The organism is Streptomyces sp. NPDC006476, from assembly GCF_040612015.1.
Classification (GTDB): domain Bacteria; phylum Actinomycetota; class Actinomycetes; order Streptomycetales; family Streptomycetaceae; genus Streptomyces; species Streptomyces griseorubiginosus_B.
This window is the reverse complement of sequence record NZ_JBEXPK010000013.1, coordinates 78,051-92,370: the sequence shown is the minus strand read 5'-3', so window position 1 is coordinate 92,370 and position 14,320 is coordinate 78,051. Positions and strand designations below refer to the sequence as shown.

At 70.7% G+C, this 14,320-nt stretch carries 13 protein-coding genes; 8 read left to right on the top strand and 5 right to left on the bottom strand.

All coding sequences use genetic code 11. The features are described 5' to 3' along the window. Positions 1-3: 3 nt before the first annotated feature. Genes ABZZ74_RS16770 through ABZZ74_RS16750 form a run of 5 tightly spaced genes read left to right on the top strand, consistent with a single transcriptional unit; the run spans position 4 to position 5,147 of the window. Entirely contained in the window at positions 4-1,350 is a 1,347-nt protein-coding gene (locus tag ABZZ74_RS16770) for an extracellular solute-binding protein (RefSeq protein WP_356765446.1), read from the top strand. Continuing rightward, positions 1,350-2,294, top strand: coding sequence for a sugar ABC transporter permease (locus ABZZ74_RS16765; protein WP_356765444.1), 945 nt, complete (start codon positions 1,350-1,352; stop codon positions 2,292-2,294). The genes ABZZ74_RS16770 and ABZZ74_RS16765 overlap by 1 nt, the downstream gene beginning before the upstream one ends. Beyond that, positions 2,291-3,118, top strand: a complete 828-nt coding sequence (locus ABZZ74_RS16760; protein ID WP_356765442.1) for a carbohydrate ABC transporter permease — start codon at positions 2,291-2,293, stop codon at positions 3,116-3,118. Before ABZZ74_RS16765 ends, ABZZ74_RS16760 begins: the two co-directional genes overlap by 4 nt. A gap of 14 nt (positions 3,119-3,132) precedes the next feature. Beyond that, positions 3,133-4,137: a Gfo/Idh/MocA family oxidoreductase gene (locus ABZZ74_RS16755; protein WP_356765440.1), complete on the top strand. Its 1,005-nt coding sequence runs from the start codon at positions 3,133-3,135 to the stop codon at positions 4,135-4,137. Further along, on the top strand, positions 4,134-5,147 hold the full coding sequence (locus ABZZ74_RS16750) for a Gfo/Idh/MocA family oxidoreductase (protein WP_356765438.1): 1,014 nt from the start codon (positions 4,134-4,136) through the stop codon (positions 5,145-5,147). The genes ABZZ74_RS16755 and ABZZ74_RS16750 overlap by 4 nt, the downstream gene beginning before the upstream one ends. A gap of 121 nt (positions 5,148-5,268) precedes the next feature. Here the strand turns inward: ABZZ74_RS16750 and ABZZ74_RS16745 are convergent, their stop codons facing one another. Together ABZZ74_RS16745 and ABZZ74_RS16740 are read right to left on the bottom strand one after the other, a co-directional pair. Beyond that, positions 5,269-7,185, bottom strand: a complete 1,917-nt coding sequence (locus tag ABZZ74_RS16745; protein ID WP_356765436.1) for an N-acetylmuramoyl-L-alanine amidase — start codon at positions 7,183-7,185, stop codon at positions 5,269-5,271. A 254-nt stretch (positions 7,186-7,439) separates the two neighbouring features. Next, positions 7,440-7,979: an isochorismatase family cysteine hydrolase gene (locus ABZZ74_RS16740; protein ID WP_356765434.1), complete on the bottom strand. Its 540-nt coding sequence runs from the start codon at positions 7,977-7,979 to the stop codon at positions 7,440-7,442. A 148-nt stretch (positions 7,980-8,127) separates the two neighbouring features. On the opposite strand from ABZZ74_RS16740, the gene ABZZ74_RS16735 reads away from it, so the two are divergent. Both ABZZ74_RS16735 and ABZZ74_RS16730 read left to right on the top strand, forming a co-directional pair. Then, complete coding sequence (locus ABZZ74_RS16735) at positions 8,128-8,982, top strand: DMT family transporter (protein WP_356765432.1); 855 nt, start codon at positions 8,128-8,130, stop codon at positions 8,980-8,982. Positions 8,983-9,127: 145 nt separating this feature from the next. After that, a complete protein-coding gene (locus tag ABZZ74_RS16730) occupies positions 9,128-10,660 on the top strand; it encodes an MFS transporter (protein WP_356765680.1) in 1,533 nt (510 codons plus the stop codon). A gap of 53 nt (positions 10,661-10,713) precedes the next feature. Here ABZZ74_RS16730 and ABZZ74_RS16725 read toward each other — a convergent pair whose 3' ends face one another. Together ABZZ74_RS16725 and ABZZ74_RS16720 are read right to left on the bottom strand one after the other, a co-directional pair. Then, positions 10,714-11,139, bottom strand: coding sequence for a DUF6003 family protein (locus ABZZ74_RS16725; RefSeq protein ID WP_356765430.1), 426 nt, complete (start codon positions 11,137-11,139; stop codon positions 10,714-10,716). A gap of 101 nt (positions 11,140-11,240) precedes the next feature. Beyond that, the gene (locus ABZZ74_RS16720; RefSeq protein WP_356765428.1) at positions 11,241-11,447 is read right to left on the bottom strand and encodes a hypothetical protein; all 207 of its coding nucleotides are present in this window, start codon (positions 11,445-11,447) and stop codon (positions 11,241-11,243) included. A gap of 81 nt (positions 11,448-11,528) precedes the next feature. Between ABZZ74_RS16720 and ABZZ74_RS16715 the strand changes: the two genes are divergently transcribed. Further along, entirely contained in the window at positions 11,529-11,822 is a 294-nt protein-coding gene (locus ABZZ74_RS16715; RefSeq protein ID WP_356765426.1) for a hypothetical protein, read from the top strand. A 15-nt stretch (positions 11,823-11,837) separates the two neighbouring features. Here the strand turns inward: ABZZ74_RS16715 and ABZZ74_RS16710 are convergent, their stop codons facing one another. After that, positions 11,838-14,186: a glycoside hydrolase family 95-like protein gene (locus ABZZ74_RS16710; protein WP_356765424.1), complete on the bottom strand. Its 2,349-nt coding sequence runs from the start codon at positions 14,184-14,186 to the stop codon at positions 11,838-11,840. Between the last annotated feature and the right edge of the window lie 134 nt (positions 14,187-14,320).

Sequence of the window (14,320 nt, the reverse complement as noted above, 5' to 3'; positions counted from 1 at the left end):
GCCATGAGCCACAGTCGCCCGCATCTCCCGACCCATCTGCCCAGACGCGTCTTCCTCGCCGCCGCCGGCACCACCCTGCTCGCCGCGTGCGGCAGTTCCCTGACCCCCGGGGCCAAGTCGTCCGCGAGCAGCGGCGCGTCCGGGCCCGCCGCCACCGCCGTCCCGACCGAGAAGATCACCCTGGTCATCGCCGACGCGGACGACACCACCATGACGCCCGGACTGATGGCGGCCTTTCACGCCAAGTACCCCAACATCACCTTCAAGCGCCAGTACACGGGCTGGGACGACTACCTCAAGAGCATCAACACCACGATGTCCGCGGACAGCGCACCCGACATCGCCCAGTTCGTCTCCGGCATGAACAACCTGGTCAAGGGACGGCTCTTGCTCGATGTCGGCGCCTACAGCAAGGCGTACGGCTGGCCCGGCAAGTTCCCCGGCCTCGACCAGATCACCTTCACCGCCGACGGCCGGACCACCGGAACCGGCGCCCTGTACGGCGTGTCCGGTGGGCTGTCCTTCGAGGGCGTCTACTACAACAAGGCCAAGGCGAAGAAGCTCGGCATCACCGTACCGGCGGCGTCAATCGCCGACCTGGAGGCGATGTTCGCCAAGGCCAAGGCGGCCGGTGAGACCGCGCTCGTCACCGGCAACCTCGACGGTGGCCTCAACCACCCCTTCAACGTGCTCCTTTCCGTCTACATGAAGCCGGCCGACCGCCAGGCCTGGGCCTACGGCCACAAGGGAGCCAAGATCACCGGAGCGGAGGCCGTCGCCGCGACCGCGACCCTCAAACGCTGGGTGGACAAGGGCTATGTGACACCGAAGGTCAACGGCGTCAGCGACAACGACGCCACGGCGGCCTTCGCCAAGGGCACCGGCGTCTTCCGCATCAGCGGCAACTGGGCCGCGGCCGCCGTCGCCAAGGGCCTCGGCGACGACGCGGGCATGTTCAACGCGCCGCCCGCCGACCAGGGCGGCACCCTGCACACCACCGGCGCAGGCGTCTACTACTGCGTCGCCGGCAACACCAAGCACGCCGCCGCGGCCACCGCCTTCCTGGACTTCTGCGCGAGCACCGAAGCCGCGCCCATCATCGCCAAGTCCGGCTTCATGGCCCCCGACGCCTCCTCCATGCCGCAGCAGCGCGGACTGCTCGGCGACGTCGCCACCAGCTGGCAGGGCATCGCGAAGGACTCCGGCCTCGAGCCGTTCGTCCAGAACGCCTCCAGCCCGACCATGCCCGACACCCTCACCACGCAACTGCAGCTGCTGGCCGGCGGCAAGGTGAGCGTGGAGAAGTTCCTGGCCAACCTCCAGTCCGACTTCGACCAGTACCACAGCTGATGGCCGTCACCACCCACCGTCCCCGGCCCGCGCCCACCGGCCACGCCCGCGCCCGGGCCGGCCGGCGGCCCGGCGCACGGCGAGGGCGCCGTGCCACGGCCCTGCTGTACGTGCTGCCCGCCCTGCTGCCGTACACGCTCTTCGCCGTCCTGCCCGCCCTGCACACCGCCTACCTGTCCCTGTTCGACTGGGACGGTGTGACCCTGCCGTCCTTCACCGGGATCGCCAACTACCGCAAGGTCTTCAGCGATCCACAGCTGCGCGCGGCGGCCTGGCATGCCGACGCGCTCATCCTGTTCTTCTCCGTCCTGCCCATCTGCGTCGGCCTGGTCTCGGCGGCCATCGTCGCCCGCCGCTCCGGCCGCCGCGGCACGGTGGCCGTCCGTACGCTGCTGTTCCTGCCGCAGGTCGTGCCGCTGGTCGCGGTCGCCATCATCTGGCGCTGGGTGTACGCCGAGGACGGCACCCTCAACCAGGTGCTGCGCGCGGTGGGCCTGGGCCGGTTCGCCGACTCGTGGCTGGGCAGCTTCAGCTGGTCGCTTCCGGCCGTGGGGCTGATCGGCACCTGGGTGGTGGCCGGACTGTGCATGGTGCTGTTCCTCTCCGGCACGCAGCGCATCGACCAGGAGATCCACGAGGCCGCCCGGGTCGACGGCGCGGGCCCGGTGCGGGAGTTCTGGTCCATCACGGTGCCCCTGCTGCGACCGGAGATCGCCGTCGCGCTGTCCATCACCGTGATCGCGGCGCTGTCCAGCTTCGACCTCATCTACATCACCACCGGCGGCGGCCCCGGCAACAGCACCGTCGTGCCCGGCATCCTCATCTACCGTCTCGCCTTCGGCGGCGGGCAGGTGGGCCTGGCCGGCGCGCTCGCGGTCGTCCTGACGGCGGTCATCTCCGTCGCCGTCCTCGTCATCAACCGCCTTGCCCGGGAGGCCCCGTGACGACCCACAGGGCCAAAGGGCTCGCCGCACCGGCCGTACTGGCACTCTTCTGCGCCGCCGTCCTCGTACCGTTCCTGTCGCTCCTGCTGGCCTCGGTGCAGCCCGCCGGGACACCGCTGACCGGGCTGGCGCTGCCGACACACGGCATCCATCTGGAGAACTTCGTACACGCCTGGTCCCGCGCCGGGTTCGGGCCGCTGCTGCGCTCCAGCACGGTGATCGCTCTCGCGGTCGTCCCGGCCGCCGTGCTGTGCGCCACGCTCGCCGGGTACGCGCTGGCCACCATGGACGTCCCCGGCGGCGGAAAGCTCTACGCCTACCTGCTCCTCGGCCTGTCCATCCCGACCGAGGTCACCGTCATCCCGCTCTACTACGACCTGCGGGCACTCGGACTGACCAACACCGTGCCGGGGCTGGCGCTGGCGGAGATCGCCGCCTTCATGCCCTTCGGCGTGTTCTGGATGCGGGCGCACTTCGCGACCATGCCGCGCAGCCTCATCGAGGCCGCCCGGCTGGACGGGGCCTCGTCCTGGACGACGTTGTGGCGGGTGCTCATGCCCAGTTCCCGGCCTGCCGTCACCACGCTCGGCGTGCTGTACTTCGTGTGGAGCTGGAACCAGTTCCTGCTGCCGCTGATCCTGATCCAGGACCCGAGCAGACGGACGGCCCCGGCCGGACTCGGTTTCTTCACCGGGCAGTTCGACGTCGACGTGCCCTTGCTGGCCGCGGCGACGCTCATCGTCATCACGCCCGTCGTCCTGGTCTACCTCTTCTTCCAGCGGCACTTCATCAACGGCGTGCTCAGCGGCGCCCTCAAGGGCTAGGAGGCTCGCAGCAGATGGCAGAACTCGACGTGGCTCTGATCGGCGCGGGCGGCATCGCCCGTACCCATCTGCCCGCCTGGACCGCGCTCGGCGCCCGTGTCCGCATCTACGCCCCCGACGGCCACGCCCCCGGCCTGGCCCGCGACTTCGGCGCCACCGCCGTCGGCACGCGACAGGAGGCGATCGCCGGGGCGAACGTGGTGGACGTGTGCAGCCCGACCGACACGCACCGCGAGATCGCGCTCGCCGCCCTGGCCGCCGGCGCGCACGTGCTGTGCGAGAAGCCGCTGGCCCTCACCACCGCCGACGCCGAACTGATCGCCGACACCGCCCGGTCCGCGCGACTGCGTCTCTACCCCGGGCATGTGGTGCGGTTCTTCCCGGCCTACGCCCGGCTGCGCGAACTGGTCGCGGCCGGTGCGCTGGGCCGCGTCGCGGTGGCCCGGTTCACCCGCACCGGCCGTTATCCCACCTGGAGCCCTTGGTTCGCCGACCCGGAGCGCTCCGGAGGGATTCTCGTCGACCAGATGATCCATGACTTCGACATCGCGCGCTGGCTGTTCGGCGAGGTGGTCCGGGTCCACGCCGACCAACGCGGCCATCTCACCTCCCCCGCCCCCGAGGGGGCCGTGGCCTCCGGTACCGCCGTCCTCACCCATGGGAGCGGGGTGATCACTCAGGTGGTGGGTGTGTGGGCGCCGCCCGCCACCCCGTTCCGCACCACGTTCCACGTCGCCGGTACCGGTGGCACCCTCAGCCACGACTCACTGGCCTCCCCCGGTCTGCGCGTCACCGGCAGCGACCGGGACGCCGCCGGGGCCGACGGCATCCTGTCGGGCGACTTCGGCCAGTCCCCGTACGCCCTTCAGATAGCCGAGTTCGCCGCCGCCTTCACTGGGCGCGGGCCCGAGCCTCGAGTGACCGCCGAAGACGGTGTGGCGGCCGTCCGCATCGCCGAAGCCGCCACCGTGTCCGCGCGCACCGGGCGGGCCGTGCGTCTCGAGGGGAGCCCCGCGTGAAAGTCGCCGTTCTGTCCTTCGCCCACGTCCACGCCGCCACCTACCTCACCCTGCTGCGCGACCGCGAGGACGTCGATCTCGTCGCAGCCGACCCCGACGCCCCGCCCGGCGACCCGGACCGCGGCCCGGCCGTCGCCGAGCGGCTCGGCGTGCCGTACGCCGCCACCTGGGACGAGGTGTTCGCCCAGCCGCTCGACGCGGTCGTCGTCACCAGCGAGAACGCCCGCCACCGCGCCCTCGTCGAACGAGCCGCGGCGGCCGGTGCCCATGTGCTGTGCGAGAAGCCGCTGGCCACCACCGAGGCCGACGCCCGCGCCGTCATCGACGCCTGTGCCCGTGCCGGGGTCGGCCTGATGACCGCCTACCCGGTCCGTTTCGGCTCCGCCTTCGCCGCGCTGCGCCGGGCCGTGGCAGACGGCTCGCTGGGCCGGGTGATCAGCGTCCACGGCACCAACAACGGCCGCAATCCGGCCCGTTCGAGCCCTTGGTTCGGCAGCCGTGAACTCGCGGGCGGCGGCGCGCTGATGGATCACACCGTGCACATCGCCGACCTGCTGGACGTGCTCCTGGACGGCGAACAGGCCGCGGAGGTCTACGCCCAGGCCAACGCCGTCCTGGACGCCGACCTCGGCCTGGACGTGGAGACCGCGGGACTGGTCACCATCCGCTACCCCGGCGGCACGGTGGCCGCCGTGGACTGCAGCTGGAGCCACCCGCGGGACCATCCGACGTGGGGCGGTCTGACGCTGACCTGCGTGGGCGAGCGGGCGATCGTCGAACTCGACGCCTTCCCCCGGCTGTTGGACGGCTTCGACACCACCACCGCCCGCGCCCGCTGGGAACCGGGGGGCGACGACCTGGACGCGGCGATGCTGGACGCCTTCCTCGACACCGCCCGCACCGGCCGACGCCCGGCCCCGGACGGGGAGGCGGGCCTGCGGTCCCTGCGGGTGGTACTGGCGGCGTACGAGTCACTGCGCACGGGCCAGCCGGTGGCGCTGCCGGGCTGATGGCGGCCCCTTTGGTCGCATGGGGACAGGTCCTCCCGGGGCCCCGGGGTACGACCGGTGCCCAGGAGGCGGGAACCTCCTGGGCACCGGGGTTGTCCGTCGGTGTGCTCTCAGCCGGGTGTCAGGCGTCCGTGGCCGTGACGCCCGCCGCGTACACGAGGGCGACGCGGTGGTTGTACTGGATGGTGTACATCGCCTTGGCGCCGGTGACGACCCGCCCGCTGGAGGGGAAGTAGTCGTCCGTGAGGGACGGTGCGGTGGTCGCCACGTAGGCCTGGCCGGTGGGGACGGTGTACATGCTCAGCGGAGCCTGCGTGGAGGGCGACAGACCCGAGGGGTACTCGGAGGCGTCGGGGTAGCTGGAGCCGTACACCGCCACCGGGGAGCTGCCGGCCGCCGTGATCACCTTCACGCCGTGGGCCGGCGCGGTATTGCAGCCGTGCGGGTTGTAGAACCACACCTTGGCGCCGCTGTACCAGATGGCGGTCCAGTCGCCGTCCTGGTCGGCGACGACGAACTGCTGGCCGGCCACGGCCGTGCTGCCCCAGTCGTTGATGCGGTCGGTGCCGGCCGCGCCGGGGTGGATGGCCTGGTCGCCGAAGAGCGGGGCGGTGTCTCTGGGCTCGGTTCGCAGGTAGACGAGGTTCGCCTTCTGCTGCGTCTCGGTGCAGGCGGTGGTGGCGCCGGTCGGGTCGTCGGAGGGGCAGATCTGGACGGTCTGCAGGTTGGCGTCGAAGCGCGGGGCGATGGTGACGACCGAGCCGACGGGACCGACGCCGCGGGGCCCGGTGTGCACCCCGAGCAGGTTCATGAAGTGGTTCCAGTCCCAGCCCGGGCCCGGGTCCCAGTGCATGCCGGAGACGAGGGAGGACTTGGGGCCGGCGACGTTGTCGTGGCCGATGATGTGCTCGCGGTCCAGCGGTATGCCGAAGCGGGCGGCGAGGTACTTCACCAGGTCGGCCGTGGCCTCGTACTGCGCCTCGGTGTACCAGGTCGCGCCGTGGGCGGCGTAGCCCTCGTGCTCGATGCCGATCGAGTGCATGTTGGTGGAGTAGTTGCCCGCGTGGAAGGCGAGGTCCTTCGTGGGGACCATCTGCGTGACCGCGCCGTCGGAGGAGCGCATCACGTAGTGCGCCGCGGCGCCGCCCGCCTGCTCGAAAGTGGTGATGGCGGCGTCGTAGGAGCTCTCGGTGTCGTGGATGACGATGGTGTCGATCCGGATGCCGTTGGCGGGGCGGTTGGAGACCTGGCCGTTGGACGGCGACGCCGGGACGAAGGTGCAGGCGACGGTGGTGGGGCACTCGGTGGTGGCGTCCGCCGCGGCCTTCAGGTGCAGCGACGCCAACTGGCCGGTGGCCGGGCGGACATCGGTGTCGGCCGTCAGGGAGACGCGTGTGCCGTCGGTCGTGGTGCGGTGGGCGCCCTTCTTCATGGTGGCGAAGACGCGGTCGGCGAAGGCCTCGGCGCCCTGGCGCCGGGTGGACTGGCTGTAACGGGCCACGGCCGCGTACCAGTTGCCGGGCTCCGCTGAGGTGGAGCCGGTCGCGGCCTTCTGGTACGAGGCGAGCAGGGCCGCGCCGCCGCGGATGTTGGCGGACGGGTCGGTGCGCAGCTTCTGCGCCGACAGGCCGGTCAGCTTCGCGGCGGCCTGCACGGTGTGCAGGGCCGGGTCGGCGGCCAGCTTGGTCAGATCGCCGCGGCCCGCCGCGCCCGCGTCGCCGCCGGCCATCATGGCCGGGGTGACGTCGGTCAGGTGCATCGGCCCGTAGCCGCCGTCCGTGCTGTGCTGCCCGGGATGGGTTTCCCAGGCGGACTCCTGGTACGCCACCGCGAGCAGCACCTGGCGCGGGACGTGATACGCGTCTGCGGCGTCCTTGAAGTCCTGCTGCAGACCGGTTGCCGCGGGCGCGGCCGTACCGGTGGCCAGTGCCGTCATCGGCACCGCTATGCCGCCCCCGACGGCGAGCGCGACCGCGGCCAACAGGCTCACACGGCGACGCTTGGACGCGTGTCCGCGTCCGGTACTGCTTGTGGTCATGAAGGTCCCCCGGACCTGAGAGAGATCGAAACGGCCGGGCGGACAGCACATATGACGGCGCGTCAGGTGGTCGACCGACTACGAGTACGCGCGCCTCTGCACGAACTCTGCGCCGCTGTCCGTCGGCTTCTGCGAAGTGGATGATCCACCTCAGGGGGAACTCGCGTCAACCTCGCTCCGGGGACGGGCAGTTCATCACTACAGAGGGTCCTGACACGACCACGGTCCTGGAACGCGAAGGGGGCAGGCTGTGCTCAGCCGCGCCACAGATCGTCGCCGTCACGCACCTGGGCGCCCATGTTGCGTTCCATCATGCGCAGTGCGGCCTGGGCGAGGTCGCCGTGGATGTGGGCCACCGCGTCCCGGGGAACGGTCACGCCGAAGTGGCGGATGTGGGCGTCCAGCGCCGAATAGAGGATGCACTGCTCGGTGACCTGCCCGCACAACACCAGGTGGTCGATGCCCTGTTGGGAGAGCAGATAGTTCAACGGGGTTTCGAAGAAGACCGAGTGGCGTGCCTTGACGACGAAGAGGGAGCGGTCGTCGGGCACGAGCGGTTCCACGAGTGCCGCGTGCGGACCGGACAGGGCCTTGTCGAGGAGTTCGCCGTGGTGCGAGCGCCATTCGCCGAAGTTGTCGTTGACGTAGATGACGGGTACGTCGTTGTCGCGGGCTCGCTCCAGCAGCGCGGCCACCCGTGGTACGACCTCCGTGACCGAGGGCAGCAGCAGGTCGGCGTCGGCGTGATCATAGGTGTTGATCATGTCGATGACGATCAGTGCGCTCTTGCCCATACCCACCAGGGTGCCCCGTTGGGGGACGCCATGCAGACTTCGGCAACATCCCGCATGCCCGAGCACCGGCCGCCTCGTAGGCTGAGGGCTGCTTGAGGCCAGAAGGGGAAACCGGACAGAGCCCTGTACCTGCCAGCCGAGGCGCCGCATGATCGAGTTCGCCGCTGTCTTCGCCGTCGCGGGCGCCGCGAGCAATGCCATGGGCACCGCCTTCCAGCGCAAGGCGGCCTCCACCGCCGACAGACGGGGGCTGCGCCTGCTGGGGGAACTGGTCCGTCGGCCCGCCTGGGTGATCGGCATGGCCGGCGTGATCGGCGCCGCGCTCTTCCAGAGCCTGGCACTGGTCAACGGCCCCCTGGCCCTGGTCCAGCCGCTGTTCATCCTGGAGCTGCCCTTCGCCCTCATGATCGCCGCGCCGCTGATGCACCGACGGCTGCCGGCCTGGGGCTGGTGGGGAGTGAGCGCCGTGGTGGCCGGCCTGGCGCTGGTCCTCGCCTCGGCCGCCCCGCACGGGGCCACCGACCAGGCCTCGCCGGCGCGATGGATCGTCGGCCTCGGCCCCTGCCTGGGGGCGGTGGCGGTCGCCGTCCTGCTGTCCGGCCAAGGCCGCCCCGCAGCGGTGCGGGCCGCTCTCCTGGGGGCCGCCGCCGCGATCGCCAACGCCGTCACGGCCGCCCTACTCAAAACGGCGACGGGCACTTTCGCCGACCACGGCCTCACGGCCTTCCTCACCTCCTGGCAGACCTACGGCTTCGCCCTTGCCGGAGTCATGGCGGTGCTCCTGCTGGAGAACGCCCTGCAGGTCGGCCCGCTGGCCGCGTCCCAGCCGGCGCTGACCATCGGCGACGCGACGGTGAGCCTCGCGCTCGGCGTCGTGCTGTTCGACGAGGAGATCCGCACGGGCTGGTGGCTGGCGCCGGCCGCGCTGGGCGCCCTCCTGATCGTCACGGGCGTGGTGGTGCTGAGCCGCGCGGTGCAGGCGATCGTCATCCTGGAACAGTGAAAATCCGCAGGTCGAGAACGTATCGGATGCGGTATCGGGACCGTGGGCGCATCCTGGTCGGGTGATCGGTAGAAACACCGAACGCGCCGGGAGCAGGGCCGCTCACGCCGCTCCCGCGCCCTCCCAGTCACTGGCTCTCGCCGCCATGATGTTCGCGGTGGCGATGACCTTCATCGACCAGACGATCGTGTCCATCGCGGCACCCGACATCGTCTACGAGCTGCACCTGACCGCGTCGGGTATGCGATGGGTGGTCAACGCCTATCTGCTGGCCCTGGCGGCCTTCTTCGCCCTCGGCGGACGCCTCGCCGACCTGTTCGGCCCACGCCGTGTCGTGGTCATCGGCACCCTGGTCTTCGTCGTCTCCTCGGTGCTGTGCGGCTGTGTCCCCAAGGGCGACTACGCGCTGACCTGGCTGATCGTCTTCCGGGCCACCCAGGGGCTGGGCGCCGCGCTGCTCTTTCCCGCGGCGCTGGCGGTGGTCGTGGCGGTCTTCCCCGTCCGGCGCCGCGGCCGGGCCCTCGCCCTGTTCTTCGGACTGACCGGCGCCCTCACCGCGCTGGGCCCGCTGCTCGGTGGCTGGCTGACGTCCTGGACCTGGCGCGCGATCTTCTGGGTCAACGTGCCGGTCGCCGTCGTCGCCCTGATCCTGACCGCCCTCGCCCATATCTCGGACCGCCGCCGCGACGAGACACTGGATGTCGTCGGCGCCGTACTGGTCGCAGCCGGCATGGGTCTGAGCGTGCTCGGCTTCCAGCAGGCGTCGGCCTGGGGGTGGGACAGCGCCGCGACCTGGGGGTGCATCATCGGCGGTCTGGCCGTACTGGCCGTGTTCTGCCGCTACGAGCTGAGGACCCGTCATCCGCTGATCAACCTGGCGGTCTTCCGCGACCGCGCCTTCACAGTCGACTCGCTGGTGCTGTTCTTCGCGATGCTGGCGTTCGTCCCGCTGTTCTTCTTCGCCTCCGTCTACGCCCAGGTCTCCCTCAGCGCCTCCCCCAACCAGGCCGCACTGTTCCTTCTCTACGTCTTCGCCGGGTTCGCGATCGCTTCCCAGTGGGGCGGCCGCATCCTCGACAAGCAGGGCGCACGACCGGCCATGAAGATCGGTTGCGTGGTCGGCGCCGTCGGCTTCGCCCTGTGGGCGGGCAAACTCACCGACCTGTCCATGCACGACCAGTGGCCCTACGCGGCACTCGCGGGCGCCGGCATCGGCTTCATCCTCGCCCCCGCCTCGACGGACGCCGTCAACCGCTCCATCGACGCCACCTACGGCGAGGTCACCGGCATCACCCAGACCGTCCGCAACTACGCCGCCAGCATCGGTCTGGCCGTCTTCGGAACCGTGCTGAACCACGCCATGACCGACAACGTCGTGCACAGCCTCACCGCCCGCGGCCTGTCCTCGGCCGCCGCGCACTCCGTGGCGCAGGACGCCGCGGAAGTGATCGCGGGCAACGGTGACGCGCGACAGCCCACCGGTTCCGGTACGGCGGCGACGATGATGCGGGATGCGATGTCGACGATTCGCATGGACTTCGCCGAGGCCAACCAGTGGGTCTTCTACGGCATGGCCATCGCCCTGGGCATCGGCTACTTCTGCGCGCTGCGCCACCCCGGAGGCACCGCCCAGGCCGAGGCGGAGCAGCCGTCCACGGCGACGGCGGTCCACCACTGATCCGGGTACGGCCGGTTCGGCTGAGGCCGAGGGCGGCCGAGGCGGGCGTGTCGTCAGCCGCGCGCCGCCTCCGTGACCGTCGCGGGATCCACTCCGGTCAGTTCGACGATGCGGTGCGGCGGGACGCCGGCGGCGAGGGCCCGTCCGATGAGGTTGTCGCGGCCGTCGGAGCAGTCGCGGTAGGCGAGCAGCTCCTGCTCGACCTGGGCGAGCGGCTCGGGTGTCAAGTGGTGGCGGACGCGGCTCAGTTCCTCCTCGCTGAGCGGGACGGGCAGCCGCTCGGTCCCCTCCGGAATGGACCCGGTCTCCTCCGGCGGCAGCAGCCGCAGATGCGGAGAGGTCGGCGTGCTCTTCTGTGCGTCCAGCCATGCGCGTACGGCGGGCGTCTCCATGCAGGCGAGGTCACCGACGGCCGCCGGGGTCACCCCGAGCGGCGCGGAGATGTCGCCGAGCAGGAACAGGTAGGCGTCATCAGTCATCGTCGGCTCCTTCTCAACGGGGGCTGATCGACGTCCCATTACCCCGCCGCGCCCGGATTACCGCGGGCTCACCGTGTCGAGTGAACGCGGGTGTCGGGGCCTCAGGCCGCGTCCGGCTCACGCCGTGCCGACTCCGGCGCGGGCACGTCACGAGACTTCTGCAACCCGCCGGGGATCAGCTTCAGATGACGCCGCGCATGCGCGTGCCGCGGGGGGCCGGGCGCCGCGGTCACCCAGTCCTCGACACGGTCCATGACCAGCAACAGCCCACCCAGCAGAGGAACCACCAACACCGCCACGACGATCACAACGCCACCCTCCATCGCCTTCCGTGCACCCCGGGTGCCCGGCACACAGCGGAACACCCGTCGACGGGATGTGAAGGTGCGGTGAAGTTGGCTCGAGCGTCGGCTGCTGTGATCGTCCCCTGGATCGAAGAGATAGAGGGCTTCTTGGAGGACCTCGAAGAGCAGAGCGCGGTGGAGGTCTTCGATGACGGGGAGGAATACGGGGACGTCTACGTCTTCGTCGTCACCGGAGCCGACGAAGACGCGCTTCTGGACGTGGCGTCTCGTGTCGCCGCGTTGCCCCACGTGCCCTCGGGAACCTTCGCGGTGGTCAGTGACGATCAGGCTGAGGAGTTCGGGCTGGGGCGTCGGGTGGGGTTGCCGCGGCGAGCATGAGGAATCGGCGGTTGCCTACGCGGGCAGCCCCCAGCGTGGTGCGTCCTGATTCGGTCGTACGGCAGTGATGGTCAGGTCGGGGTGGTCACCGCGCGCGGTGATGAGCGCGGTCTCGCCCTTGTGCAGCGCGATCCTGATCGCTCCGTCGCCGGCTTGCGCGTACCGGAGGGGGCGCCCCCGTTCGTCGCGCACCTCGACCGGCCCGTCGATGCCGTGCCGTACGACGCAGGGAGCGCCGGCCTCGCTGTGCAGCCGGACCCAGCGGGTGGTGCCGGACTGACGGCGGGCGCCGAGCAGGAAGGCGCCCTGGGTGCGGAAATCGTGCACGACCAGGTCCGCCCAGGCGGCGGGCAGCGCGGGGAAGACCCGGATGGTGCCGCCCCAGGACTGGCAGATCATGTCGTGCAGCGACTGGGCCGCCGACAGGGGTGTCTCGATCACCGGGCCCGACTCCTGGTACATGGTGTTGGGCTGGATGAAGCGGGTCATGAGTTCGTCGAGGTAGTGCAAGGCGTCGTCGCCCTTGCCCAGCAGCGCCGACATCGAGGCCGCGCCCGTGAAGGTGTAGCCCTGCAGGGCGCCTTCGAAGCCGACCCAGTGGGCCAGTGACTTCTCGATCAGGGCGCGTTCGTCCGGGGTCCGGCCGGTCACCTCGTAGAGCGGGTAGACCGCGAGCAGATGCGAGTAGTGGCGGTGCGACTTCGCGAACGGGATGTCCGCACCGATCATGAAGCCGTTCGCATCCGTGGGATACGGCACCCGTTTCGCCAGCACCTCCCGCCAGCGGGGCACCAAGGGGTCGTCGACGCCCAGGAGTTCGGCCGATTCGACGAGGGTGCGGCAGCCCCAGGTCAGCAGCATCAGGTCGTAGTTGCAGTCCCGGGAGTCGCCGCCGTACTCAGGGGAGAAGGTGGCGGGCAGGTGGAGTCTGCCGTCCGGGCCGGGCTCGAGGAAGTGCAGGTAGTAGTTGATCGCCTTGCGAAGGAGAGGGAAGAGGACGTCTCGCAGGATGGAGGTGTCCATGGTGTGGCGGTAGCTGAGCCATACGTTGTGCAACGCCCAGGTCAGATCGCCCACTTCGGGGGTGGGCGGGTCCTGGCCCGGGATGCCGACGCCGTAGCCCATGAGCGGGCTGGCCGCCCCGTTGACCAGGTGGGGATCGGTGGTGCGGGGGATGCCGAGCGAGTCGCTGCGGTACGGCTGCGCCACCTCGGCGGCGAGATTGTCCCGGTATTCGCTCAACGCCCGTGTGATGGCGTCGAGTTCGAGATGGTTGGAGCCGTGGATGAGCCAGTACTCGAGCTGGGCGTTGAGGTTCCACCAGGTGTTGGGCCACGGGGTCGGCTCCAGCCAGGGTCCGCTGGTGGCCATCACGGGGGCGTCGCGGCGGGCGGCGGAGGCGGCCTTGTACAGCTGGATCCAGTAGAAACGCTGGATGCGGGCGTCGGGCAGGGACAGGAAGCTCTTGCGGTAGTACGAGTGCCACCAGGCGCGGTGGGTGAGCGCGAGGGCGTCGTAGGGAAGTCGGGCGGTCGTGCGGATCGTCCTGAGTGCCCGGTTCAGGGCCGTGGTCTGCGGATAGGAGTGCGCGACGTGTACGTACAGCGTCCGGCTCCGGCCGGCAGAGCGCTGGCGCCACGCGGTGACGTGCTGCCCGCCCGACAGCAACGGCTGGACGGCGGCGCTGACTCCGTCGTGGTCGGCGACCTGGGCGGGAGGGTTGCCCTGGTAGCCGTCCGGGAGCGGTTTGAAGGCGGCTCGTGGGCTGATCGCGTCGGCGGGATGGAAGACCCAGCGAAAGCCGCGCTCGCCCTCGCTCGGCGTCACTTCCACCGCCAGGACCGAACGGTCGTTGTGGACCAGGGCGCGCAGCGCCAAGCTGCCCTTCTCGGTGGTCAGTGTGCCGGTCAACTCGGCGTCACGCAGGGACAACCGCCAGTCGATGCCGGTGATCGCTCCCACCGGCTCGAGGGTGAAGTGGCCGATCGGCAACCGGGCCAGGCCGAAGAGGGAACCGAACTCGGGGCGGTGGTCCTGGACTTCGGAGTGCTGGACGTTGAAGCGCACGGCCGTCGCGGTGGCGCCCGGCTCGACGTAGATGCCGGAGCCGAGGAAGCCGTTGCCGAGGAAGGGGCCTTCGTACCAGGCCGTCGGCATCCGCTGCCACACCATGTCCGCGTCCTCGAGAACGGAGCGCCAGGGGTCGGAGGTGTGCGAGGGATACGGTGCGGACGCCGTTGCCCCGCTCTCGTCGGCCGACGCCCGCGGGACGGCCAGACCCGCCGTCAGCAGCGCGCCGCTCAGGGCTGATCCGGTGGCGAGGACGGAGCGTCTGGACGGATCGGGCACGGAGGGATGGGACACGGCGCCTCCAGACGGCTCGGCTCTGAAATTCATCGGATCTATCTCGCGATGGAACATAGGGTTGCGACTGGAGGGTGTCAACAGAGCGGGAGAGGCCCGATGTATTGAAGGGGCGCGGAGCTTGTTATGACCGC

Excerpts from the sequence above, each read along its gene's own strand:
- ABZZ74_RS16735 (WP_356765432.1), top strand. The coding sequence starts at position 8,128 with ATGATCGAGTTCGCCGCTGTCTTCGCCGTCGCGGGCGCCGCGAGCAAT.
- ABZZ74_RS16755 (WP_356765440.1), top strand. The coding sequence starts at position 3,133 with ATGGCAGAACTCGACGTGGCTCTGATCGGCGCGGGCGGCATCGCCCGT.
- ABZZ74_RS16730 (WP_356765680.1), top strand. The coding sequence starts at position 9,128 with ATGATGTTCGCGGTGGCGATGACCTTCATCGACCAGACGATCGTGTCC.
- ABZZ74_RS16765 (WP_356765444.1), top strand. The coding sequence starts at position 1,350 with ATGGCCGTCACCACCCACCGTCCCCGGCCCGCGCCCACCGGCCACGCC.
- ABZZ74_RS16725 (WP_356765430.1), bottom strand. The coding sequence starts at position 11,139 with ATGACTGATGACGCCTACCTGTTCCTGCTCGGCGACATCTCCGCGCCG.
- ABZZ74_RS16740 (WP_356765434.1), bottom strand. The coding sequence starts at position 7,979 with ATGGGCAAGAGCGCACTGATCGTCATCGACATGATCAACACCTATGAT.
- ABZZ74_RS16770 (WP_356765446.1), top strand. The coding sequence starts at position 4 with ATGAGCCACAGTCGCCCGCATCTCCCGACCCATCTGCCCAGACGCGTC.
- ABZZ74_RS16745 (WP_356765436.1), bottom strand. The coding sequence starts at position 7,185 with ATGACCACAAGCAGTACCGGACGCGGACACGCGTCCAAGCGTCGCCGT.